A 24,332-nucleotide genomic window follows, 5' to 3' on the forward strand; every position below is an offset into this window, starting at 1 on the left:
CAGTCTTGGCTTACTTCTTTTTTTCGCTCTTGACGTCGTAGCGCTTGGTCCACTCGGCCAGGATGCGCTCGCGGTTCGCCGCGGCGAATTCGAAGTCCATCTTGATCAGGCGGGACTCGTAGTCGGCCGGGATGTTGGGCAGCTTGGGCGCGACGCCGGGCTGGGCCGTCAGCGCGAAGTTCTTGCCGTAGAGCAGCATCGCGTCCTTGCTCGAAGCCCAGTCGGCCAGCTTCTTTGCGGCGGCCAGGTTCTTGGTGCCCTTGTGGATGCCAAACGATTCCAGGTCCCAGCCCAGGCCTTCCTTGGGGAACACCAGCTCGATGGGCGCACCCTTGGCCTTGTTGGACTGGCCGCGGTACTCGAACGAAATGCCGGCCACAAACTCACCGGCCGCCGCCATGTTGCAAGGCTTGGAGCCGGAGTGGGTGTATTGCGCGATATTCTCGTGCAGCGCGTCCATGTACTTCCAGCCGCCGCCCTTGCCTGCATCGTCGCCCCACAGCTGCAGCCAGGCGACCACGTCGAAATAGCCGGTGCCTGACGAGGCCGGGTTGGGCATCACGATCTGGCCCTTGTACTCGGGCTTGGTCAGGTCCTTCCAGCTGGTGGGGATGGGAATGTTCTTCTTCTTGGCCTCGACGGTGTTGAAGCAGACGGTGGCACCGAACACGTCCATGCCCCACCAGGCCGGCGGCGACTTCTTGTCACGGTACTGCGGCATGATCGCGTCGAGGTTCAGCGGCGCGTAGGCTTCCAGCATGCCTTCGCGCGCCATCAGCGCCATGCTGGATGCCGCCACGCCCCAGACCGCGTCGGCCTGCGGATTGGCCTTTTCGGCCAGCAGCTTGGCGGTGATGACGCCGGTGGAGTCGCGCACCCACTTGATCTCGATGTCCGGGTTGACCTGGTTGAACGCCGCCTGGTAAGCCTTCAGCTGGTCGGTCTCCAGCGCGGTGTAGACGGTCAACGAAGTCTTCTCGGCCAGGGCACCGGTGGCGGCCACCAGGCCGATCACGGCAGCCAACATCGATTTCAGAAAGCGCATGCAAACTCCTGCAGATGAATGAACGGTCCTTGCGACGGTGCTCGCAAGATCAAGACCAGCCTCGCATTCTGCGGATTGAAGATGAAAGATTGTTGACAATCTCCAAACTGGCGCGAGTTCCCCTAAGATTCCGGCATGAGCACACCGACCATTGCACAGCTTCAGGGCACCTCGCTGCCAAGCTTGGTGCAGACCGAGATCGAACGCATGATCCTGAGCGGCGAGCTGGGCGCCGGGGCCAAGCTGCCGGAGGCCGCGCTGGCCGCTCAACTGGGCGTTTCGCGCGGGCCGCTGCGCGAGGCCTTTCGCATGCTGGAGCAGGCCGGCCTGGTGCGCACCGAGAAGAACCGCGGCGTGTTCGTGCGCGAGCTGCCCATCGCCGAAGTGCTGGAGATCTTCGAGGTGCGCGCGATGATGGACCAGTACGTGGGCCGCAAGCTGGCCACCACGCTGAAGGCCCCCGAGGTGCGCGAGCTGCGCAAGCTGGTCGACGCGATGGACAGCGCCGCCAAGGCAAGCGACGCCAACGACTTCCACCAGCTCAACCTGCAGCTGCACGACCGCCTGCTGGAGCTGGCCGGCAATGCCAAGCTGACGGCCACCTACCGCAAGCTGATCAACGAACTCTCGCTGCACCGCCGGCAAAACCTGACGGCGGAGTCGATGGCGATCTACGCCCGCGAGCACCGGCAGATCGTCAAGGCGATTGCCGTGGGCGACGCCGAGGCCGCGGGCGATGCCATGTTCCAGCACACGATGAACAGCCGTGAGCGCACGCTGCAGAACCACCTGAAGGCGCAGCAAGCGCAAGGGGCTGCGAATGTCGCTCACCTTGGCTGACATCGAAACACTGTTCGCAGCGCATGGCGGCACGATGTACAGCGGCGAGCCGGTCACGCAGACCGAGCACGCGCTGCAGACCGCCTGGCTGGCCGAGCAGGCCGGCGCCGACGACGAACTGGTGACGGCCGCGCTGCTGCACGACCTTGGCCATTTGCTGACGGCCGCAGCGCATGGCGACACGCCCACGCTGCAGGGCGTGGACGACCAGCACCAGACCGCCGTGCTGCCGCACCTGAAGCCGCTGTTCGGCCCGCGCGTGCTGCGCGCCATCGCCGGCCACGTCAACGCCAAGCGCTACCTTTGCGCGACGGACGATGGCTACCGCGAACAGCTGTCGGCCGACTCGGTGCGCAGCCTGGCGCTGCAGGGCGGCGTGTTCAGCGCGCAGCAGGCGCGGGCCTTCATTGCCGCACCGGGGGCCGCCGAGGCGGTGCAGCTGCGCCGCTGGGACGACGCAGCCAAGACCGCAGGCCTGTCCACGCCTGACCTGGCGCACTACCTGGCCCGCGCACAGCGCTGCCTGCTGGCGGTGCAGCCTTGAGCACCGGCACCCTCGGCAGCGGCTGGGTGCTGCTGGCCGTGCTGGGCGCGGCATTGCTGCATGCCAGCTGGAACGCGCTGATCAAGTCGTCCACCGACAAGGCGCTGGACACCGGACTGATCCACGGCCTGGGCACGCTGGTGGCGCCGCCGCTGATGCTGTGGCTGGGCCTGCCGGATGCTTCGGCCTGGCCTTACATCCTGGCTTCGACGGCGATCCACATCGGCTACTACATCGCGCTGGCTGGCGCCTACAAGCACGGCGACCTGGGGCTGACCTATCCGCTGATGCGCGGCTGCGCGCCGTTGCTGGTCGCCCTTTGCAGCCATGCGCTGATCGGCGAAAGCCTGTCCTTCATGGGCTGGGCCGGTGTGCTGACCATTTGCACCGGCGTGCTGGCGCTGGGGCTGTCACGCCATGCACACGAAGGCGACCCGGCGCGCCGCCGCAAGGCGCTGCGCTTTGCGCTGCTCAACGCCGTGTTCATCGCCGGCTACACGCTGGTGGACGGCATGGGCGTGCGCGTCTCGGGTGACGCCGGGCGCTATGTCGCCGCGCTGTTCCTGCTCGATGGCCTGCCCTACCTTTCGCTGGTGCTGTGGCAGCGACGCGCGCAATGGCCCGCCACGCGCGCCTACATGACGGCGCGCTGGCCGGTTGCACTGGGCGGCACGGTCGCGTCGCTCGGCAGCTACGGCATTGCGCTGTGGGCCATGACGCTGCTGCCGGTGGCGATGGTGGCCGCCATGCGCGAGACCTCGGTGCTGTTTGCCGCGCTGATCGGCACGCTGCTGCTGCGCGAACCCTTCGGCTGGCAGCGCGCTGGCGGCACCGCGGTGATCGTCGCCGGCATCATCGTGCTGCGGCTGCACTGAGGGCCAGCCGGGGCCGCCGGCACGCCTCGTGCTTACGTCTGAACCCGCTGATTTCTGGCGTGTTTTCCCTCCCCAAAAATATGTGATGCATATACGTTAGAAATCTTGTGGAACTGTGGCGAAGGCTTTATGCTGACGTTCATGGCGTTGACACAACGCTGACACGAGCCCGCTGCTGCCCTCACGGCAGCGCGGTGCCGGGCCAGCGTGCAAGGGACACGATTCCTCGCGTCAGCGTCTGCTTCTTGGCTGGTCTGCGCCCCATGAGGGCGCCGGCTTGCTCCCGGCCGTCGCGCACCCCAAACACGCGAGCGGTAGCCGACCCGCAACAAGCGGGCAGCACCTCCCCCAACCCCTAGGAGTTCCTTGTGTCTCGAAACATTGCGGATGTCGTTCTCGGCGGGTCGAAGCGCCGATTCACGGGCCTGACCCTTGCCAGCCTGCTGGCCATCACTTCGTGGGGCCTGCACGGCACCGCGCTGGCGGCCGACCCGACCACGGTCATCGCCTCCATGCCCGGCGCCGAAAAGGGCGCCCAGCCCTACGGCGCCATGGTCCAGGCACCGGACGGCTATGTGTATGGCACCGCGCTGACCAACTCGCCCGACAGCGGCTGGGGCCTGGTGTTCCGCGTCAAGACCAACGGCAGCGGCTACAAGGTGGTGCACGCCTTTGACGGCTCGACCGAAGGCGGCTCGCCGCGCGGTGACCTGATGGTCGGCAGCGACGGCTCGGTCTACGGCAATGCCTCGACCGGCCAGGGCGCAGCGCAATACGGCAGCCTGTGGAAGTACGTGCCCGGCGGCAAGTTCAAGCTGCTGCACGTGTTCAACGGCAGCGACGGCGCCTACCCCGGCGGCGCGCTGGTGCAGGACAGCAAGGGCCTGCTGTATGGCTTTGCCATCGGCGGCGGCGAGTTCGGCCGCGGCGCGATCTTCAAGATGCAGCCCAGCGGCGAGAAGTTCACCGTCATCCACAGCTTCGCTGGCGACGCCTCCGGCGGCAACCCGCATGGCCTGGCGCTGGGCACCGACAACCTGCTCTACGGCGTGACCTCCAGCGGCGGCAATACCGGCGAAGGCGTGGCCTTCAAGATGGCCCGCGACGGCAGCGGCTTCCAGGTCCTGCATTCGTTCGACAGCACCGTCGAAAGCATCAACCCGCAGGCCAGCCTGGTCACGAACCCGGCCGACGGCTATGTGTACGGCACGACCAACAGCAACGGCGCCGACTACGGCTCGGTGTACCGCTTCAACGGCGCGGGCAACTTCCAGACCGTGCTGAAGTTCGACGACATCACCAACGGCGAATTCCCGACCTCGCCGCTGGTCGTCGGCCCGAACGGCCACCTGTACGGCAGCGCGCCTTACGGCGGCCCGAGCCGCAGCTACGGCACGCTGATCGAAATCGACCCCGCCACCAGCAAGCTGGTGGGCGTGGTCTCGCTGACCGACAGCGCCTTTGCGGTGCAGGCTGGCCTGACCAAAGGCAGCGACGGCATGCTGTACGTGCCCGCCTATGCTGGCGGCGCCAACAGCGCTGGCGCGATCCTGAAGGTGGACCCGGCGGCCTTCCCGGCCCCCATCCTGCCCAAGCCGGCGGTGCAGTTCTACATCGACCAGATCAACCCGCCGATGACCACCAGCAACACGACGCCGGGCAAACTCATGAAGCTGGCCTGGTATTCGCAATACGCCGACTCGTGCGCCGTCACCGGCACCTGGGACTCGGGCCAGGTGGCGACTGAAGGCACCAAAACCATCAGGCAGACCGAATTGGGCGACTACCCCTACGTGCTGACCTGCTCGAACGCGCAAGGCTCGACCAGCTCGACCCAGGTCCTGCACGTGCTGCCCAAGCCCTGAGCGTGCCCCCAAGGACCGGGCTTTGCCCGGCCCGCCCCCCGAGGGGGATGAGGAAACTTGGGACGGCCCGGCGTTTCCTCACGCAACCACGTCCGAACGGTTCCCTCGCCCTCGCGCGGCGCCGTTCGTCCGCGCCGGGCGCCCCGCCACGCCAGGCGGAGCGTCCGGCGCGCCTGCTCCTGCTTGTATCCTCGCCGGCATGAACTCCCAGTTTCCGTCCTCGGCCAGTGAAGCCGACCTGGCCTTGCGCCGCCACACCGAAGCGCTGGGCAATGAACTGCAGACTGCCGTCGGCGCGCTGCTCGCCGCCATCGAAGACAAGGGCGCTCGCGACCAGAAAGCCTTCCAGGCTGCACTCGGCCTGGGCCAATCTGCCGTCTCCCGGCTGCTGTCCTCGGTGCGCAGCGGCGACCCGCTGACCACGCTGGTCAACATCCCCGGCGCCCAGGTGCTGGCCCAGATGCTGCGCGGCGCCGAGCGCACCAAGCTCGATCCTGGCCACCTCTCGCGCGCTGCCGCCGCGGTGCAGGCCTTCGAGACTTTTGTCGACGTGCAGTTCGGCGACCGCGCCACGCTGGACACGGTGCTCAGCGAATGGGTGCTGGAGTCGCGCGCCGCGATCGAGTTGCGCCAGAAGACGCTGGCCTTCAAGGCCACCAGCGCACTGCGCGGCGTGCAGGCCGACCTGGTGCTGTCCACCGGCATCGTCTACCCCTCGCGCGACAACCCCGAGCGCCATGACGGCCTCGGCATCGACGCCTTGCTGGGCTGCCGGCGCCTGAAGCCTTCGGGCCTGCTGCGGCTGAACTTCTCCTCGCTGAGCCCGGAAGAAAGCCGCTTCAAGGCGCTGAGCCTGAACGGCCAGCCGGTCTCCGGCATGGAAGACCTGCTGCTGCGCCAGTTCTCCAGCGTGCAGCCCGAGCAGTTGCAGACCGAACAGAACGGCCGCGTGATCCAGACCTCCGTCTTCGGCCTGCCGCTGAGCCGCGAGCAGGGCCGCGGCCACGACATCGTCTACGTGCAGGTCTACAACAACGCCCACCGGGCCCGCCGCGGCGCCGGTGGCCCGACCAGCGGCATGGCCGCCCACGCCGAGCCGCCGACCGAGTGCTGCGTGATCGACGCGCTGCTGCACGACGACGTCTGGCCCGACATCCAGCCCGAGCTGCGGCTGTACGACACGGTGATCCGCGGCATTGCCCACCCGGACGACCCCAGCCGCTTCGGCGACCGCATGGACATGGTCGAAACCGTGCAGTTCCTCGGCCGCGGCCCGGAAGCCTTCCGGCTGCCGGAATATGCGCGCTACCCGGAGCTGATCCGCCTGGCCTGCGCCGAGCGCGAGTGGGACGCCAGCAAGCTGCGCGGCTACCGCATCAAGGTCCGCTACCCGATCTACGGCTCGCAAATCGGCATGGCCTTCCGGCTGCTCGACTGAGAAGTATCGGCAAGCCGGCGGCAAAGTACCGGCACAAAACATCCAGAGTTCCTATCGTCGGACAAGTCGGCACCCCAGCCGAACCAAGGAGACGACATGGACACCACGGGCCGCCTGGCGGGAAAACATGTGCTGCTGACCGGCGCCGCCGGCGGCATCGGACTGGCTGTTGCGCAGGCCTGCCTGGCCGAGGGTGCGCGCTGCACCATTGCCGACATCGGCAGCGCAGCTTCCGCCGGCGTGCAGGCCTTGCAGGCCGCGCATCCCGAAACACTGCGCTACCAGCAAGCCGACGTGGCGCAGTCCGCCAGCATCGCGGCGCTGGTGGAAGCGGCCTGCGCCAGCTTCGGCGCCATCGACGTGCTGTTCAACAACGCCGCGGTGTTCGACATGGCCCCGGTGCTGGAGGCCGACGAAGCCTCGTACCAGCGCCTGTTCGACATCAACGTGAAAGGCATGTTCTTCACGATGCAGGCGGTGCTGCGCCAGATGGTGGCGCGCGGCGTGCGCGGCAGCGTGATCAACATGTCCTCACAGGCCGGCCGGCGTGGTGAAGCGCTGGTGGCCCATTACTGCGCCAGCAAGGCCGCGGTCATCAGCTACACCCAATCGGCCGCGCTGGCGATGGCGCCGCACGGCATCCGCGTCAACGGCATTGCTCCGGGCGTGGTCGACACGCCGATGTGGCAGCACGTGGACGCCCAGTTCGCGAAGTACGAAGGCCTGGCGCTGGGCGAAAAGAAGATCGCGGTGGGCAAGGCCGTGCCGTTGGGCCGCATGGGCACGCCGCAGGACATTGCCGGGGCCGCCGTCTTCCTGGCCAGCGACGAGGCCCGCTACATCACCGCGCAGACGCTGAATGTCGACGGCGGCAACTGGATGAGCTGAGCGGGTTCAGGCACCTTTGGCAACCGGACTGCGGCTGGCCTGGGCCGCTTCGTCCAGCGGCCGGCCCAGGCAACGGCCGGCCAGCACCAGGCAGGCCAGCACGCCAGCCGCACCGCCCCAGAGCACGCCAGGCGCCTGCTCGTGCGCGGTCCACAGCAGCACCGAGGTCAGCAACACCGCGGCGACAAACAGCGCTGCGCTGGCCCACAGCGCGCCGCGGCTGACCGGCGGGTCGTACAGCGGGCGCTGCAGCTCGAACGGCTCGCCGGGGAAACGCTCGGCCACGTCCACCGGCCGCCAGCCGGGTGGCTTGAACCACACGCGCAGCTTGTCGGCCCAGGACGCGGCGTGCCGGCTGTCGTGCCACAGCGCCGCATACACCTCCAGGTTGGCCCACAGCGGGTTCCAGCTGCGCAGCGGCTTGCGCGTGCCGTAGACGGTGGGCTCCACGTTGTCTTCTTCGATGAAGCTGCCGAACAGCCGGTCCCAGACCATCAGGATGCCGCCGTAGTTGCGGTCCAGGTAGCGGTCGTTCACGGCGTGGTGCACGCGATGGTTGCTTGGCGAGCACAGCCAGCGGTCGAACCAGCCCAGGCGGTCGATCTGCCGCGTGTGGACCCAGAACTGGTACAGCAGGTCGATCAGGCCCACGGTGACGAACACCAGCGGCGAATAGCCCAGCAGCGCCAGCGGCAGGTAGAACAGCCAGCTGCCCAGCCAGCCGGAAGACGTCTGCCGCAGCGCGGTCGACAGGTTGTATTCCTCGCTCTGGTGGTGCACCACGTGCGCGGCCCAGAAGAAGGCCACCGTGTGGCCGGCGCGGTGCAGCCAGTAGTAGCAGAAGTCGTACAGCAAGAGGCCGCTGAGCCAGACCCACAGCGCGTTGTCCGGCAGCTGCCAGAACGCCCAGTGCTCCCACACCCAGGCATACAGGCCCAGCGCAAACAGCTTGGTGAACAGCCCCGTCAACTGGCTGAAGATGCCCAGCCCGACGCTGGCAATCGCGTCATTGACCCGGTAGCTCAGCTTGCCGCGGCGGTGGCCGACCCACCACTCGATGGCGATCAGCACGAAAAAAACTGGCGTGGCCAGCACGATGACTTGGGCGGGTTGCAGCGTCATGGCGCGAGCGGCTGCAAGGCGGCCGCAACGAAAAAACAGTCGCCGGATCTTGGCGCTGCACGCCCCGTCGCGCCAGCGGGGAAAGCCTGACGTTTACGTCACGCAATGAGGGGTCAGGTCACGCACTTTCAGCGGTGAGTGTGGCCGCCCGGGCAGCCCTGGGTGCGCCGCTGCACAAGCGCCCCGCCAGCACCAGGCAAGCCAAAACCAGCGCCACGCCGCTGACCAGCACCCACGGCGCCTGCCGGTGCGCCGTCCACAGCAGCACGCCGCTGAGGACCAGCGAGACGGCAAACAGCGCCAGCGCGCCGAACATCGCGGCACGGCTGAAGTGGGGGTCGTATGGCGGCCGCTGCAGCTCGAACGGCGCGCTGGGAAAGCGTGCCGCCACGTCCGCCGGCCGCCAGCCCGGCGGCTTGAGCCAGACGCGCAGCTTGTCGCCCCAGGCCTGTGTGTGCCAGCTGTCGCGGGCCAGTGCGGCAAACACTTCCAGGTTGGCCCAGACCGGGTTCCAGCTGCGCAGCGGCTTGCGCGTGCCATAGACGATGGGGCCGTGCGCGTCTTCCTCGGCGAAGCTGCCGAACAGCCGGTCCCAGACCATCAGGATGCCGCCGTAGTTGCGGTCCAGGTAGCGGTCATTCGCCGCGTGGTGCACCCGGTGGTTGCTTGGCGAGCACAGCCAGCGGTCGAACCAGCCAAGCTTGCCGATCAACCGGGTGTGGACCCAGAACTGGTAAACCAGGTCCAGCAGGCTGGCGGTGACGAAGACCAGCGGCGAGAAGCCCAGCAATGCCATCGGCAGGTAGAACAGCCAGCTGCCCAGCCAGCCGCCGGAGGTCAGGCGCAGCGCGGTGGAAAGGTTGAAGTCCTCGCTCTGGTGGTGCACCACGTGCGAGGCCCAGAAGAACGCGACCTCGTGGCTGGCCCGGTGCAGCCAGTAGTAGCAGAAGTCGTAGACCAGCATGCCCAGCACCCAGACCCACCAGGCATTGTTCGGCAGCTTCCACGGCGCCAGCGTGCTCCAGGCCCAGACGTAGATGCCGGTGGTGAAGAGCTTGGTGAACAGGCCGGTGAGCCGGCTGCAGACGCCCAGGCCGACAGCGGCCATCGCGTCATTCAATCGGTAGCAGGCCACGCCCCGCCGGCGGCCCACCCACCACTCGAGGGCCATCAGCAGGAAGAACAGCGGCGTGACCAGCACAATCACTTGCAACGGCCGAAGCATGATGGCAAGGGCAGCCGCGGCCGCCACGAAGTGGGTCTCGCGGCATGCTAGCGGCGCTCGCCAAACGGCGCAGCCGCGAAGGTGCAAGAAATGGCAACCGGCCGCGGCGGGGCGCGGGGTGGCCGAGGCTCAGGCCGCGTGGCCCACGCGGTCGGCCGATTCGTCGCGGGCGTCGTCGTCCAGGTGGTGCACGTCGGCCCAGCCGATCAGCGTGAAGCCGTCGCCGGTCCACAGCAGGCGGTTGATGCCGGTGTTGGGCAGCTCCCAGGTGCGCGGCGCGTTCAGCGCAATGCGCGAGGCGGCGCGGTAAAGGCAGTCCAGCACGCCACCATGGGCCACCAGCACTACTGTCTGGCCCGGATGCTGGCTGACCAGGCGGGCGGCGGTGGCCACACTGCGCTCGTAGAAACCCAGCAGGGTTTCGCCGCCCTCCGGGCCGAAGTCCGGCAGGCGGGCGCGCCATTTGGCGCTCAGGTCCGGCCAGGTCTGTTCGACCTCGGCATAGGTGTGGCCCTGCCAGATGCCGAAGTGGCGCTCGCGCAGGCCGGGGTCCGGCAGCACCTTCATGTCGACCGCGTCGGCAATCGCCTGCGCGGTGTCGAAGGCACGCGACAGGTCGCTGGCGTAGATCACGTCGGGCTTGTCGTGCGCCAGCGCCAGGCCGGCACGGCGAGCCTGCTCGCGGCCGCGTGGGTTCAGCGGCACGTCGAGCTGGCCCTGCAGCCGGGTGTCGACGTTCCAGGCGGTTTCGCCATGGCGCACGGCAATGACGCGGGTCACATCGTGCATGCTCAAACGCCCCAGACCACGGGCTGTTTTTCGGCCAGGCTGCGCTTCATCATCTCGATCATCGGCCAGGCGCGGCGGCGCAGCGAGACCGAATCGGTCGAGGCCTTGGCCGGCTCATCGGTCTCGGCTTCGTCTTTCCCGCCACCAACAGCCTCCTCGGCTTCGACGGCGCGGGTCAGTGCGTCGATGGCAGCCGGCAGGTCGGCCACGTCGATGATGCCCTGGGCGGCGGGGGCCTTGCCGATCAGGCTCAGCACCTGGTCACCATTGGGCGCCAGCATGATCAGGTCGGCGGTGGCCTTGCTCTTGAACTTGTACATCGCGGCTCTCCACGGGTTGCGCTCGGAAGCGATGCCCGCATTGTGCCGCCCGGGCTTTACTTATTCGTTGGCCGCGCGCGGTGGCGCTTGAACACGTTGAGCCAAGGCCGCTGCCCGTGCCAACACCCCGCGTTCACAGGCCCGCGCGTCGAGCGCAGCGGACGCCAGCAGGCCTTGCCAGCCGTCGCAGCCGGCCTGGGTCACGAACTGGCGTTGCGAGGCGTGTTCGACGCCCTCGGCCAGCACCTGCAGGCCCAGCGCGCGGGCCAGCGAGACGAGGCCTTGCACCATGGCGTTTTCAGCGGCCTGGCGCGGCACCTGGCGGATCAGGCTGCGGTCCAGCTTGACGGCGTGGAACGGGTAGCGGCGCAACAGGCCCAGCGAGCAGTCGCCAGTGCCCCAGTCGTCCAGCACCAGGCGCACACCCAGGCGCTGCAAGGCCTGCAGGTTGTACAGCGCGGTTTCCGGGTCGCGCTGCAGCGCGGCTTCCTGCAGGTCCAGCTCCAGCAGCCGGGCCGGCCAGCCGGTGGCCTCCAGCAGCGCGGCCACGCGGCGCGCATAGGCCGGCTGGCACAAGGCGGCAGCGCTGACGTTGACCGTCAAGGATTGGACCCAGCCGGCGGCGCGCCAGGTTGCGGCCTGGCGCAGCGCGTGCTCCATGACCCAGTCGTCCAGCGCACCCATCAGCCCGGCACGTTCGGCCAGCGGCAGGAACAGCGCAGGCAGCAGCAGGCCGTCCTCCGGGTCCTGCCAGCGCAGCAGCGCCTCAACCGCCTGGACCTGGCCGGTGTGGCTGTCCACGCGCGGCTGGTAGTGCAGCCGGAAAGCCGGGTGCGCCAGGCCTTCGTGCACCGCGCGCTCCAGGCGCTGCTGGCGGCGGCCGTCGGGCAGCGGCTGGGCAGTCAGCTGGTGGACTTGCAGCCAGGCCAGCGGATCTGCCGCATCCGCACCGGCCTGGGCCTGGGCGCGGTGCAAGGCCTGTTCGGCGTGCTGCAGCAAGTCGTCCGCCCCCAGGCCGGACTGCGGATAGACGGCCATGCCGATCTGCAGCGGCACGCCAGCGGTGGCCAGCAGGCCCTGGGCCGAGCGGCGCGCGGTGTCCAGCAGGCGGTGCACCAGCGGCGCGGCGCGGGCTTCGCTGGCGTCCGGCAGCAGGATGGCAAAACGTGCGGCGCCGAGCCGGGCCACGCGCTGCGAGGCATTCAGGTGGGCCCGCAGGCCTTCGATCAGGTCGGCCATCACACGGGCGCGGGCATCGCCATCCACCGCGAACAAGGCCTGGCGGTCGTATTCGACGCACAGCACGGTGAGCGACTGGCCGCTGGTGCGGGCGCGGATCACCGCCTCGTCCAGGCAGGTCAGCAGCGCGCTGCGGTTGGGCCAGCCGGTCAGCTCGTCTTCGCCGGACGACAGCACGGCTTCTTCCTCGCGCGGCAACGCGGCACGGCCACGGTGCAGCGGGCGGAACGAGTAGACGCGGCCGATGGGCCGGCCGGCGCTCCATTGCGGCTGGGTGTGGCGCTCCAGCAGCGTGCCGTTGAGCAGCGGCACGGTGTCGGTGGCGCTGAGCAGCAGTTGGCCGTCGATCTCGTCGAGCCGGCGCTGGTAGTCGGTCGGCTGCAGCACCGACTGGCGCATCCAGTCCAGCACCGCCGGGTCGTCCTGCTCGGTGAGCACCGCGGCAGGCAGGTCCCACATCGCGGCGAAGCGCCGGTTGAAGGCACGGATGCGGCCGGCGATGTCCACCACCAGGATGCCGTCGGCCGTGGCTTCCAGCGTGGCGCGCAGCTCGGCCAGCAGGGTTTCGCGTTCGCGGGCCACGCGGCTGTCGGCGCTGCGGTCGCGCAAGCTGACCAGGTAGCACGCGGCAGGCTCCCCTTGCGGGCCAAGGGGCACGATGCGGCGGTGGATCTGCACCACCTGGCCGTCGCCCCGCGGCAGCTCGGTGTCGGACACCAGCCGGCCCGGCCGACCAGCGCGCACGTCGGCCCAGAAGACGGCGTCCTCCAGGCTGGGCAGCAGCTCATCGGCTGCGCGGCCGGTCAATTGGTCCAGCGGCTGGCCCAGCCAGGCGGCGGCGGCCGGGTTGGCCTGCAGCAGCGTCAGCTGCGCAGCGTCGACCAGCCAGGCCGGTTCGTCCAGCGCGGCCAGCCAGTCGGCGCCGGGCAGCGTCGGGCTCGCGCTCACACGGCCTCCGCCAGCGCTTTTTCGCCCTGCGCCTGCGCCGGTTCGACGTCAAAGAAATACGCCACCCGCAGCCGCGGCGTCAGGCACTCGGCCACGCGGGCCGGCAGGTGCTCTGCCTTCAGGCTGCGGCGAATGCCCAGGTCCGGCACATGGTCCAGGTCCAGGTGCACCATGCGGTCACCGGAAGGGCGCGGCTCGAAGACCTGCACCCTGGGCTTCAGCGGCCGTGCGGCATTGACCGAGATGACCATCGCATGGCGTTCGTCGCTGAGCTGCACCAGCGAGCCCGGCGGGTAGATGCCCATCAAGCGGATGAAGCCGCTGAGGATGGCCGCGTCGAAGCGGTTGCGCGACTGCGCGAACATGCGCGAGAGCGATTCGTGCGGCGTCAGCGACTGCGAGGGCAGCGCGGCGTTGCAGAGGTTGTCGTAGCGGTTGACCATCGCGACGATGCGCGCCGCCGGGGAGATCGCGTCGAGCTTGACCGCCTTCGGAAAACCGCTGCCGTCGGCATGCTCGTGGTGCTGGGCCAGCACCAGCAGCGCGCCGGTCGGCAGGCCCATGCGCCGGCCCAGGATCACGCCCTGGGCCACGTGGTCGCGATAGAGCGCCTGTTCGGCGGCGGAGAAATCGTCACGCGGCAGGCGCACCCGGTCAGGCAGCTGGATCTTGCCGATGTCGTGCAGCAAGGCGCCGGTGCCCAGGTCCATCAGGTCGGGTTCGCTCATGCTCAGCGAACGGGCCAGCAGCAGCGAAATCACGGTGACGTTCATCGCATGCGCGGTCGCCCGGTCGCCAGACGGCTCGCCCAGCACCCGCACGCACAGTTCGCCGTCCTGCAGCATCTTGTCCAGCATCGCGCGCGTGAGCTGCTGGGCACGGTCACGGGCCTCTTCGGGCGCGGCGGCAACCCGATCGGTCATGCGGCGCAGGTCGCGGCAAGCCTCGCCGTACTGGCGCTCGCACTGGCGCAGCGCGGCCACCTCGGCGGCCTGGCGCGCGGCGGCCAGGCGACGCGCCTCGGTGGCCGGATCCACCGGCGGCTTGGCAGCGGCGGCGACTGCTGCCTGGGTCGCGGCGGCTTCGGCGGCCTGGACCTCGGCAGCGTTGCCCGCGTTGGCCACGGCCTCGTCGCTGCGCTCCGGGCTCCAGCGCACCTGCTTCTGCCCCAGCCCGCGGATGATCTCGATCTGTTCGACCGAGCCAATCTTGAAGCTCGAAAGCGGGAACGGGTGCGACATCCAGCCCAGGTCCAGATGAATGAACATCCCCACGCGCAAATCCTGAATCGCCACCATCGCTGTCATGTGCCTGTCCCTGTCCCTGTCACGGACCGCTGCGAAATGCGGTCCCGTCGGGCAGTAGATCGGCCAGCGGCAGGGAAAACTTGAACCGGCAATGAACCGTTGGCGGACAGGCTGCACAAACCCGCTGACCAAGGGGCTGGCTTCATTTCCTACAATCGCGGCATGACCGCCACGAATGCCGCCCCGTACACCCGCGCCCAGGCGCTGCCCGCGCTGCTGCGCCAGCGCATCGTGTTGATCGACGGCGCGATGGGCACGATGATCCAGCGCTACAAGCTGGGCGAAGCCGATTTCCGCAATGCCGCGCTGGCCGGGCACCCGAAAGACCTGAAGGGCAACAACGACCTGCTGGTGCTGACCCGGCCGGACGTGATCCGCGAGATCCACGACCAGTACCTGCAGGCCGGCGCGGACATGATCGAGACCAACACCTTCGGCGCGACCCGCATCGCCCAGGAAGACTACGGCCTGGGCCACCTGGCGCGCGAGATGAACCTGGCCGCCGCCCGGCTGGCGCGCGAGGCCTGCGACGCGATCAGCACGCCCGAGCATCCGCGCTACGTGGCTGGCGCGCTCGGCCCGACACCGCGCACCGCCAGCATCAGCCCGGACGTGAACGATGCCGGCGCCCGCAACGTGACTTTCGACGAGCTGCGCGCCGCCTATTACGAGCAGGCCCAGGCCCTGATGGACGGCGGCTGCGACCTGTTCCTGGTCGAGACCATCTTCGACACGCTGAACGCCAAGGCGGCCATCTTCGCGCTGGACGAGCTGATGGAAGCCACCGGCGAGCGCCTGCCGGTGATCATCTCCGGCACCGTGACCGACGCTTCGGGCCGCATCCTCTCGGGCCAGACCGTGGGCGCGTTCTGGCACTCGGTGCGCCATGCGCGGCCGCTGGCCGTGGGCCTGAACTGTGCGCTGGGCGCGGCGCTGATGCGGCCCTACATCGAAGAGCTGAGCCGCATTGCCGGCGACACCTTCGTCAGCTGCTACCCGAACGCCGGCCTGCCCAACCCGATGAGCGACACCGGCTTCGACGAGACGCCGGACGTGACGGGCTCGCTGATGGGCGAGTTCGCCAGGTCAGGCTTCCTGAACATCGTCGGCGGCTGCTGCGGCACCACGCCAGCGCACATCGCCGCCATCGCGCAGCAGGTCAAGAACTACCGCCCGCGGCATGTGCAGGACAAGCTGTTCAGCCCGCTGCTGAAAGAAGCCGCCTGAGCTGAGGGCTGGCCTGCAAGCTCAGCGGGCGACCGCCTGCACCGCCTGCAGGATGACCGCGGCGACTTCAGCCGGGCGCGACTGCTGCGGCACGTGACTGGTGGGCAGCGTGGTCACGGTGGCGCCGATCTTCCTGGCCATCGCGCGCTCCAGGTCTGGGTCGATCATGCGGTCGTTGGCGCTGACGATGTACCAGGACGGGCGGGTCTGCCAGGCCGCCACGGTCGCCTTGTCGCCAAAGGCCTTGGCCTGGATGGCGCCCTGGGTGACCGCCATCACCGCAGCCTGCGCGGCTGGCACGTCCTGCGCAAAGTCCTCGGCCATGGCCTGCGGCGGCAGCGACAGGAAGCCTTGTGCGTCGGGCACCAGCTTGGCGATGCCGGGCGGCGTGGGGTAGCCCTGGCCCAGCTCGCCTGCGGCCTGCCCCACGCTGGGGGCAAACGCGGCCACATAGACCAGCGCGCCGACCTTGTCGTTCACGCCGGCTTCGGTGATGACTTGGCCGCCCCAGGAGTGACCGACCAGCACCACCTTGCCCTTCTGGAGGGCCACCGCGCGCTGCGTGGCGGCCACGTCACCGGCCAGCGACTCCAGGCCGTTCTGCACCGCGGTGACGTGCACGCCCTGGGCCTGCAGCAGCGGGATGACCTTGGCCCAGTCGGAGCCATCGGCAAAGGCGCCATGCACCAGCACGACGGAAGGCAGCTCGGCCGCCAGGGCCGGGGCAGCGCCGCCGATCAGACCGGCAGCCAGGGCGAGGGAAGAGAGCGCGAGACGGGTGTTCATGATGCGGTTCCGGTGAGGAGGTTAGAGTGCGCGTCGTTCTGAACGCGTGCCGTCAGTGTCGAAATTCCGGCGCATTTCCGGCATCGGTCGATTGACCGAGGCTGGCGCCCCTCCGCCGCATTCCGCTTCCCTCCCCCATGCCTGCCGATTCCCCTGTGGCCACCCCCGACGTGGCGGTCAGCGACGCCGTGCGCGCCTTCGCCTTCATCGGCGACCTCAGCATGGGCCGGCCGACCGACCATTCCCACCGCACCGCGCGCCTGGCCGGCTGGCTGGCGCTCGCGTCTGGTGGCCAGGCGGCCGAGCAGCAGGCGGCAGAGGCGGTGGCGCTGCTGCGCTGGTCCGGCTGCACTGCCAACGCGGCCGGCTTCGACCAATTGCTGGGCGACGACGTGGCCGGCCGCGAGCAGATGTTCGCCCAGACCTTGCGACCGCTCAGCCTGCAGGAGCAGCGCGCGGTGGCGCCGCTGGCCGAGATCCATTGCGAGGTTTCTGGCGACATCGCGCGCCAGCTCGGCATGGGCGCCGCGGTGGAAGCCGGCCTGCGCCAGGTCTTCGAGCGCTGGGACGGCGGCGGACAGCCGGGGCAACTGGGCGGCGAAGCGGTGCCGGCGGTGGTCTACCAGGTGGCGATTGCCAGCGAGCTGGAAATCCTTTCGCAGGTGCACGGGCAGGCCGAGGCGCTGGCCCGCGTGCGCGCCGCGGGCGGTAGCCGATACCCGGCGGCATTGGCCACGCTGGCTTGCAGCGCGGCGGCGGACTGGCTGGCGGCGCTCGATGAGCCCAGCCCAGCCCGCGAAACGGTTGACGAGGCTGATCGCCGCGTGCCGCTGGCGTTGGTGGCCGACGTGGCCGACCTCAAGCTGCCCTGGCTGGCCGGCCAGTCGCGCCAGGTCGCCGAAGCGGCGCAGGCCACCGCGCGCCTGCTCGGACTGGACGAAGACGCCGCGGCACAGCTGCACCGCGCCGGCCTGCTGCACGGCATTGGCCGCGCCGCGCTGCCCAATCACCTGTGGAACAAGGCGGGCCGGCTCTTGGCCGGCGAGCGCGAACGCCTGCGGCTGATGCCTTACTGGACCTTCCGCGCCGCCGGCGCGATCCAGCGGCTGAAGACCGAGGCCGAGCTGGCGTCGCATGCCTGGGAAAAGCTGGACGGCAGCGGCGCCTTCCGCAGCCTGTCCGGTGCCGCGTTGTCGCAAGCGCAGCGGGTGCTGGCCACCGCAGCCGCGCTGGTGGCGCTGCGCTCACCGCGGCCGTGGCGGCTGGCGCATGACGCTGCCGCCGCTGCGCAGCTGCTGTGCGGCGAGGCGACGCGTGGCATGTTCGACCCGGCCGTGGTTGAAGCCGCCATCGCCGCCGCGGCTGGCGCCCGTCCGCGCGCACCAGCCCGCGCGGCGGTGACACTCAGTGGCCGCGAGGCGGACGTGCTGCGGCGCATCAGCCTGGGCGAAAGCAACAAGGAGGTGGCGCGGGCGCTGAGCATCAGCCCGAGCACGGTGCGCACCCACATTGAGAGCGTATTCCGCAAGCTCGAATGTTCGACCCGCGCGGCCGCCACGCTGAAGGCCTTCACGCTGGGGCTGCTGTAGCCCGCGGCGCCTGGAGCGATCAGTCCTGGTCGGACTGGCGCGCGGCGCGGTTCAACGCGCCGCCCATCACCTGCTGCAGCTGGTGATTCAGCTCGTTGATCTCTTCCTGCATGGCCCGCACCAGCTGGCTGTAGACGCGCTGCTGGCGACCGGCTTCGCGCAGGCGCTGGGCCATGCCCTGCGAGATGTTGGCCAGCAGCTTGGCGGCCACCGCCGGTTCGTCGATCATCAGCCGGCGCAGGGCGCCGCGTGACAGCGAGGCGGCCTGCACCGGCGTCATCGCGATGCAGGAGGCCGCGCGCGGCGCGCCGTCCAGCAAACCCATCTCGCCGATCAGGCTGCCAGGGCCGAGCACGGTGACGATCAGCGGATCGGTGCGGCTGACGACGGTGTTCTCGACGCTGACCTCGCCGTCGATCACCAGCAGCATGTGGCCGGTGTCGGCCTGCTCGCCCTCGCGCAGCAGCACCGCGCCTTCGTCGCACTGCCACAGCCGCATGTAGCTGACGACGGTGCGGGCCTCCTCGGCCTGCAGGTCGGCCAGCGCACTGGGCCGGCGCAACAGCTCGGCAGCCAGCTCGATGAGGTAGGGGTCGTGGGCGGCGGGTAAGGTGGAGTTCATGGGCAACGGCAAGGCGCGCCCATTCTCGCGCCGGAACCCCGGCAGGCACACATCCCGTCAGGTTAGCGGCTGGACTGGTCCGAAAGCGCAGCAGGCGCCAGCGCAGTGTGCGATGGCGCCGATTTGTACCGGTTTACGGACAGAGGCGGACCGACCCGCCCGTGACACTTCAGTTCACCGGGATCAGCAGATAGGCGTGATAGTCCTCGCCCTGGATGCCGTTGGTGACGATGACGCCGTTGTTGTTGATGCCTTGGCCGGCGTCGAACTGGACCTTGCCGTAGAGCGGGTCGGCCGGGTCGATCAGGGTGGAGACGTCCACCATGCCGGTCTTCTTGTCGTAGTAGAACGCCACGTTGGTGGAACCGCGGCGGGCGGGCTTGTCGGCAATGCCGACGACCTGGCCGGCGTCATTGACCTTCAGCGCATTGCTGTAGAGACCGCCGGGCAGCACGCCAATGTCGATCATGCCCTTCTTCTTGTCCCACAGGAAGGCGCGGCTGGTGAGGGTGTCGGGGTCGGCGCTGTAGCCGGCCACCTGGCCCTTGCTGTTGATGCCCTTGCCGTAGCTGTAGGGCGCCAGCGGGCTGAAGGCGCCAAGCTGGTTGACCTTGCCTTCGGCGCTGACGCGCACGCCGATGGTCGCGTCGGTCTTGTCGTAGTGGCCCACCCATTGGCCGCTGGCGTTGATGCCCGAGGCGTCCGCCGCGCCCTTCTTCGGGAACGGGTCGACCATGCCGGTGGCCGCCGTCCAGGTGAAGGCATGCGGCACGCCGTCCACCGTGTTGCTCTGGCCAACGACGGTGCCGTTGTCCGAGATGCCGGCGGCCATGCTGTAGCGGTGCGCGGGGTCGAAGCTGCCCAGCGCCTGCATGCCGGTCACGGGGTCGTAAAGGAAGGCGCCAGGCGAGTCGGACGGTCCGCTGTAGCCGACGATCTGGCCGGCGTTGTTGATGCCGGTGGCGAAGCTGGAAGTGTCGCCGGGCAGCGTGCCCAGGGTGACGATGCTGCCGTCGGGCTGGAAGGCCACGGCGATGTGGGCGCCGTACTGTTCCTTCTGGATCCAGCCGACGACGACGTTCTGGTCGTTGATCGCCAGGCCCTGGCTGGAGTAGCCATCCGGCCCGACGCCCAGGTCCTTGATGCGGTAGGTGGGTGCAGCTTGCGCCGAGGTGGCGGCGAGCATCAGGCAGGCCAGCGCAGCGGCGGCCAGGGGGGCGGTGAGGGGTTTGATGGCAGTTTCCTTGATGTGAAAAACGTGGGTGGAGACCTGCCAAAAAGTGTAGGAGCCCCCTGCGTCGAGCGGCCTACCCGAAAGGGTAGCTGACCCGCACTGGATCGTGGGGGTGGGGCGAGCGCCGGCACGTCGGGTCGCAGGCCGCTAAAATCAGGCTTCCAAGGAGCGTTGCAGCAGCGCGGTGATCCCGCGCTGTCAGGCTTGGGTAGATGACAACGACGCTCACCCGACCTGGGTGAGCTCCGCCCGCTCGGGCCGATTTTCTTCATCTCCTCGTGTTGCCGCACGACCGCGCCATGCCCTCCGCCTCTGCCGACCTTCCCGACGTTCCCGATTCGAGCTCTGACACCGCCGTGGCACCGCCGCCGATGCGCCTGTCCGGGCTGGAGCCTGTGGCCATCGACGCGCAGTCGCTGTTCGTCAACATCGGCGAGCGCACCAATGTCACCGGCTCCAAGGTCTTCGCCCGCATGATCCTGGCCGGCGAGTTCGAGAAGGCGCTGGCCGTCGCCCGCCAGCAGGTCGAAAACGGCGCGCAGGTGATCGACATCAACATGGACGAGGCGATGCTGGACAGCCAGGCCGCCATGGTGCGTTTCCTGAACCTGATTGCCGGGGAGCCGGAGATCGCGCGCGTGCCCATCATGGTGGACTCGTCGAAGTGGAGCGTGATCGAGGCCGGGTTGAAGTGCCTGCAGGGCAAGGGCATCGTCAACAGCATTTCGCTGAAGGAAGGCGAGGCCGAGTTCAAGCGCCAGGCCACGCTGGTGCGGCGCTATGGCGCTGCGGCCGTGGTCATGGCCTTCGACGAGCAAGGCCAGGCCGACACCTTCGCGCGCAAGACCGAGATCTGCGCACGCGCCTACCGGGTGCTGGTCGAAGACGTGGGCTTCCCGCCTGAAGACATCATCTTCGACCCGAACATCTTCGCGATTGCCACCGGCATCGAGGAGCACAACAACTACGCGGTGGACTTCATCAACGCCACGCGCTGGATCAAGCAAAACCTGCCCGGTGCCAAGGTCTCCGGCGGCGTGTCCAACGTGTCGTTCAGCTTCCGCGGCAACGAGCCAGTGCGCGAGGCCATCCACACGGTCTTCCTGTACCACGCGATCCAGGCGGGCATGGACATGGGCATCGTCAACGCCGGCATGGTCGGCGTGTACGACCAGCTGGACGCGGACCTGCGCGAGCGCGTGGAAGACGTGGTGCTGAACCGCCGCGCGGACTCGACCGAGCGGCTGCTGGAAGTGGCCGAGCAGGTCAAGGGCGCGGCCAAGGACGACAGCGCCCGGCTGGCCTGGCGCGCGGCGCCGGCGACCGAGCGGCTCTCACACGCGCTGGTGCACGGCATCACGGAGTTCATCAACGAGGACACCGAAGAGGTGTGGCAGGCGATCCAGGCCGATGGCGGCCGGCCGCTGCATGTCATCGAAGGCCCGCTGATGGCCGGCATGAACATCGTCGGCGACCTGTTCGGCGCCGGCAAGATGTTCCTGCCCCAGGTCGTGAAGAGCGCCCGAGTGATGAAGCAGGCTGTCGCCCATTTGCTGCCCTACATCGAGGCCGAGAAGAAGGCCTTGGTGGACGCTGGCGGCGACGCGAAGGCCAAGGGCAAGATCGTCATCGCGACGGTCAAGGGCGACGTGCACGACATCGGCAAGAACATCGTCACGGTGGTCCTGCAGTGCAACAACTTCGAGGTCGTCAACATGGGCGTGATGGTGCCTTGCCAGGACATCCTGGCCAAGGCGCGCGAGGAAGGCGCCGACATCATCGGCCTGTCGGGCCTGATCACGCCCAGCCTGGAAGAAATGCAGCACGTGGCCGCCGAAATGCAGCGCGACCCGTATTTCCGCGAGCGCGGCACGCCGCTGTTGATCGGTGGCGCCACGACCAGCAGGGTGCACACCGCGGTGAAGATCACGCCGCACTACGCCGGTCCCATCGTCTACGTGCCGGACGCTTCGCGCGCCGTGGGCGTGTGCGCCGAGTTGCTGAGCGACGACCGCGCCGCGGCCTACATCGAGACGCTGAACGCCGACTACCAGCGCGTGCGCGAGCTGCATGCGAACAAGAAGGCCACGCCGCTGGTGACGCTGGCCGAGGCCCGCGCCAACAAGACGCCGCTGGACTGGTCGCAGGCGCCGGTGAAGCCGCGCTTCCTCGGCCGCCGCGTGATGAAGCAATACGACCTGGCCGAGCTGGCGCAGTGCATCGACTGGGGCCCGTTCTTCCAGACCTGGGACCTGGCCGGCCCGTACCCGGCAATCCTGGACGACGCGGTGGTCGGCGTCGAGGCACGCAAGGTGCTGGCCGACGGCCAGGCCATGCTCAAGCGCATCATCGACGGCCGCTGGCTGCAGGCCAACGCGGTGCTGGGCTTCTGGCCGGCCAACACGGTGGACGACGACGTGATCGAGGTCTATGCCGACGAAACGCGCAGCGAGGTGCTGATGCGCTGGGCGCCGCTGCGCATGCAGACGGTGCGGCCGGTGGTCGATGGCGTGAAACGGCCCAACCGCTCGCTGGCCGACTTCATCGCGCCCAAGGGCACGCAGCCGGACTACATCGGCCTGTTCGCGGTCACCACAGGCCTGGGCGCCGACGCGCGCGCCAAGCAGTTCGAGGACGCGCAGGACGACTATTCATCCATCATGCTGAAGGCACTGGCCGACCGGCTGGCCGAAGCCTTTGCCGAGCGGCTGCACCAGCGCGTGCGCATGGAGCTGTGGGGCTACGCACCGGACGAGGCGCTGAGTAATGCCGAGCTGATCGCCGAGAAGTACAGCGGCATCCGCCCGGCGCCGGGCTACCCGGCCTGCCCGGACCACAGCGTGAAGGGCCCGATGTTCGAGCTGCTGGCCTGTGGCGAGATCGACATGGGCCTGACCGAAAGCCTGGCGATGACGCCGGCGGCCAGCGTCAGCGGCTTTTACCTGGCCCACCCGAAGGCGACTTATTTCAACGTCGGCACGGTCGGCGAGGACCAACTGGCAGCCTGGGCCGACGCGTTGGGCATGGACGAAGACAGCGCGCGGCGGCGGTTGGTCTCGGTGCTGGACGGCAGGCCAGGCGTTTCGGCGTAGAAGCTGGCGTTCAGCTGGGTTTCGCGCAGCAGGTGGGCGCGAAAGCGCGCGAACAGGCGCTTGTCCACCGTGCCGGGGTGGCGCCAGAACTCGGACAGCGGACCGGCATGCACCATGCCCGGCACCGCGTAAAAGCATTCGCCCAGCGTGATCACCGGCGTGCTGTGGTACATGGACTGCAGGCCGGTGGTGCTGTTGACCGTGACCACGCCGGCAGCGTGCATCAGCAGCGTTGGCAGGTGCTGGTCATGGATGTAGTGCACCCGGTGCGCCACGCCCAGCGCCGTCGCCCGGCGGGCGATCAGGCGGCGGTAGTCGTTGTACGGCCGGTCCAGCGGATGATGCTTGAAGACCAGCAGTTGATCGGCCGGCGCATGCACCGCGAACGAGGCCATCACCTCTTCGATGAAGTTCGGCACGGTGCCAAAACGCGAGTGGTGGATGATCTGGCTGTCGTTGTGGACCTGCAGCGGCACCAGCATGTAGCGCTTATGCTGCGCTGGGTGGCTGAGGAAGCCCAGCATGTCGCTTTCCAGCCAGCGGTTTTTCCACTTGCGCATGCCACCCCGAACCCAGCGCAGGCCTTCGCGGACCGGATGCAGGCAGCGGTGGTGCTCGTAATGCGGGTAACGCGCACGGCCTTTCCACAGCTCGGTGGCATAGGTCATCGCAATGTCGGCCACTTCGCCAAACTGCTGATGCGTGGGCTGCGGCGCCGGTTGCGGCTCGATGTTGAGCCGGCGGTAGAAGGCCGCGTCGCGCGGGATGGACGATTCTGCGTTGACGCCGCCGATCTCCAGCGTCACGTAGTCCGGCCGAAGGTAGCCTTCCTCGAACACATAGACGGTGATGCCCAGCGCACGCGCTTCGGCCAGCGCCGTGTCATGCATCGCGCGGGTCTGGCCAAACAGCACCAGCGCGTCGATCTGATGCGAGACCAGGCGTTCACGCAGCCAGGCAGGCCATTCCGCCGGTGGCTGATTGAAGGCCCAGGCGCCATCCTGTTCGGGAAAATAGAACTCGTCACCCGCGTTGAAATTGACCTTCCAGACCGTTTGCCCATGGTCGCGCAGCGTCTTCGCCAAGGTGGCAAAGAACCGGCCCATGGGGCCCTGCAGCAGCAGCGTGCGACGCTGAGACAGCAGGCGGTCTAGGGAAATCGGAATCATGCGAACGACAAAACGGTGTGACCAGCGTGCCCACGAGACGCGGCCGGAAAGGCCGCGTCAACGCAAAGCGACAAACATGCCCGACTGCTGGCTCAACCCACGGGATGATCCGCAGCAGACGCGAAAAACCTCACAAAACCCTTGCGAAGGGTCGACAAACCAAGGGAA

At 68.6% G+C, this 24,332-nt stretch carries 18 protein-coding genes, 2 pseudogenes and 1 riboswitch; of the genes and pseudogenes, 9 read left to right on the forward strand and 11 right to left on the reverse strand.

Annotation, left to right across the window (positions count from 1 at the left end; genetic code table 11):
• Positions 1-10: 10 nt before the first annotated feature.
• Positions 11-1,045, reverse strand: a complete 1,035-nt coding sequence (locus AC3WR5_RS07480; RefSeq protein ID WP_141290867.1) for a putative 2-aminoethylphosphonate ABC transporter substrate-binding protein — start codon at positions 1,043-1,045, stop codon at positions 11-13.
• 135 nt (positions 1,046-1,180) lie between these two features.
• Here AC3WR5_RS07480 and AC3WR5_RS07485 point away from each other — a divergent pair, with 135 nt between their 5' ends.
• From AC3WR5_RS07485 to AC3WR5_RS07510, 6 genes are all read left to right on the forward strand, one after another.
• A complete protein-coding gene (locus AC3WR5_RS07485; protein WP_492483179.1) occupies positions 1,181-1,885 on the forward strand; it encodes a phosphonate utilization associated transcriptional regulator in 705 nt (234 codons plus the stop codon).
• Positions 1,866-2,429 (forward strand): phosphonate degradation HD-domain oxygenase, encoded by a 564-nt coding sequence (locus AC3WR5_RS07490; RefSeq protein ID WP_492483181.1) that lies wholly within the window; start codon positions 1,866-1,868, stop codon positions 2,427-2,429. Before AC3WR5_RS07485 ends, AC3WR5_RS07490 begins: the two co-directional genes overlap by 20 nt.
• Complete coding sequence (locus AC3WR5_RS07495) at positions 2,426-3,304, forward strand: EamA family transporter (RefSeq protein WP_492483183.1); 879 nt, start codon at positions 2,426-2,428, stop codon at positions 3,302-3,304. Before AC3WR5_RS07490 ends, AC3WR5_RS07495 begins: the two co-directional genes overlap by 4 nt.
• Before the next feature lie 368 nt (positions 3,305-3,672).
• Positions 3,673-5,169, forward strand: a complete 1,497-nt coding sequence (locus tag AC3WR5_RS07500; protein WP_492483185.1) for a choice-of-anchor tandem repeat GloVer-containing protein — start codon at positions 3,673-3,675, stop codon at positions 5,167-5,169.
• Positions 5,170-5,368: 199 nt separating this feature from the next.
• Positions 5,369-6,607, forward strand: a complete 1,239-nt coding sequence (locus AC3WR5_RS07505) for a hypothetical protein (RefSeq protein WP_141289539.1) — start codon at positions 5,369-5,371, stop codon at positions 6,605-6,607.
• Positions 6,608-6,703: 96 nt separating this feature from the next.
• Complete coding sequence (locus AC3WR5_RS07510; RefSeq protein ID WP_492483187.1) at positions 6,704-7,495, forward strand: L-iditol 2-dehydrogenase; 792 nt, start codon at positions 6,704-6,706, stop codon at positions 7,493-7,495.
• A 90-nt stretch (positions 7,496-7,585) separates the two neighbouring features.
• Here AC3WR5_RS07510 and AC3WR5_RS07515 read toward each other — a convergent pair.
• The 6 genes and pseudogenes from AC3WR5_RS07515 to AC3WR5_RS07540 all read right to left on the reverse strand — a co-directional run.
• Positions 7,586-8,617, reverse strand: a pseudogene (locus AC3WR5_RS07515) (sterol desaturase family protein); the annotation flags it as partial.
• Between the two features lie 118 nt (positions 8,618-8,735).
• Positions 8,736-9,824, reverse strand: coding sequence for a sterol desaturase family protein (locus tag AC3WR5_RS07520; RefSeq protein WP_492483574.1), 1,089 nt, complete (start codon positions 9,822-9,824; stop codon positions 8,736-8,738).
• 147 nt (positions 9,825-9,971) lie between these two features.
• Positions 9,972-10,631: a histidine phosphatase family protein gene (locus tag AC3WR5_RS07525; protein ID WP_492483189.1), complete on the reverse strand. Its 660-nt coding sequence runs from the start codon at positions 10,629-10,631 to the stop codon at positions 9,972-9,974.
• A gap of 2 nt (positions 10,632-10,633) precedes the next feature.
• Positions 10,634-10,951 (reverse strand): DUF1840 domain-containing protein, encoded by a 318-nt coding sequence (locus AC3WR5_RS07530; protein ID WP_492483191.1) that lies wholly within the window; start codon positions 10,949-10,951, stop codon positions 10,634-10,636.
• Positions 10,952-11,011: 60 nt separating this feature from the next.
• A complete protein-coding gene (locus tag AC3WR5_RS07535; RefSeq protein ID WP_492483193.1) occupies positions 11,012-13,138 on the reverse strand; it encodes an EAL domain-containing protein in 2,127 nt (708 codons plus the stop codon).
• A complete protein-coding gene (locus AC3WR5_RS07540) occupies positions 13,135-14,445 on the reverse strand; it encodes a cyclic di-GMP phosphodiesterase (RefSeq protein WP_492483195.1) in 1,311 nt (436 codons plus the stop codon). The genes AC3WR5_RS07535 and AC3WR5_RS07540 overlap by 4 nt, the downstream gene beginning before the upstream one ends.
• A gap of 162 nt (positions 14,446-14,607) precedes the next feature.
• Here AC3WR5_RS07540 and AC3WR5_RS07545 point away from each other — a divergent pair, with 162 nt between their 5' ends.
• A complete protein-coding gene (locus tag AC3WR5_RS07545; protein WP_492483197.1) occupies positions 14,608-15,672 on the forward strand; it encodes a homocysteine S-methyltransferase family protein in 1,065 nt (354 codons plus the stop codon).
• A 21-nt stretch (positions 15,673-15,693) separates the two neighbouring features.
• On the opposite strand, the gene AC3WR5_RS07550 is transcribed toward AC3WR5_RS07545, so the two are convergent.
• Positions 15,694-16,458, reverse strand: coding sequence for an alpha/beta fold hydrolase (locus AC3WR5_RS07550; RefSeq protein WP_492483199.1), 765 nt, complete (start codon positions 16,456-16,458; stop codon positions 15,694-15,696).
• Positions 16,459-16,595: 137 nt separating this feature from the next.
• Between AC3WR5_RS07550 and AC3WR5_RS07555 the strand changes: the two genes are divergently transcribed.
• Positions 16,596-18,047 (forward strand): HD domain-containing phosphohydrolase, encoded by a 1,452-nt coding sequence (locus tag AC3WR5_RS07555; protein ID WP_492483201.1) that lies wholly within the window; start codon positions 16,596-16,598, stop codon positions 18,045-18,047.
• A gap of 19 nt (positions 18,048-18,066) precedes the next feature.
• Here the strand turns inward: AC3WR5_RS07555 and AC3WR5_RS07560 are convergent, their stop codons facing one another.
• Together AC3WR5_RS07560 and AC3WR5_RS07565 are read right to left on the reverse strand one after the other, a co-directional pair.
• Positions 18,067-18,669, reverse strand: a complete 603-nt coding sequence (locus AC3WR5_RS07560) for a cyclic nucleotide-binding domain-containing protein (protein ID WP_141288616.1) — start codon at positions 18,667-18,669, stop codon at positions 18,067-18,069.
• A gap of 169 nt (positions 18,670-18,838) precedes the next feature.
• The gene (locus tag AC3WR5_RS07565; protein ID WP_141288615.1) at positions 18,839-19,855 is read right to left on the reverse strand and encodes a DUF3466 family protein; all 1,017 of its coding nucleotides are present in this window, start codon (positions 19,853-19,855) and stop codon (positions 18,839-18,841) included.
• A gap of 205 nt (positions 19,856-20,060) precedes the next feature.
• Positions 20,061-20,137, forward strand: a riboswitch (S-adenosyl-L-homocysteine riboswitch).
• Between the two features lie 137 nt (positions 20,138-20,274).
• On the opposite strand from AC3WR5_RS07565, the gene metH reads away from it, so the two are divergent.
• The gene (gene metH, locus AC3WR5_RS07570) at positions 20,275-22,995 is read left to right on the forward strand and encodes a methionine synthase (RefSeq protein ID WP_492483576.1); all 2,721 of its coding nucleotides are present in this window, start codon (positions 20,275-20,277) and stop codon (positions 22,993-22,995) included.
• Positions 22,996-23,051: 56 nt separating this feature from the next.
• Here metH and AC3WR5_RS07575 read toward each other — a convergent pair.
• Positions 23,052-24,164, reverse strand: a pseudogene (locus AC3WR5_RS07575) (capsule polysaccharide biogenesis protein); the annotation flags it as partial.
• Between the last annotated feature and the right edge of the window lie 168 nt (positions 24,165-24,332).

It is taken from the genome of Ideonella sp. FW305-24 (assembly GCF_058788035.1).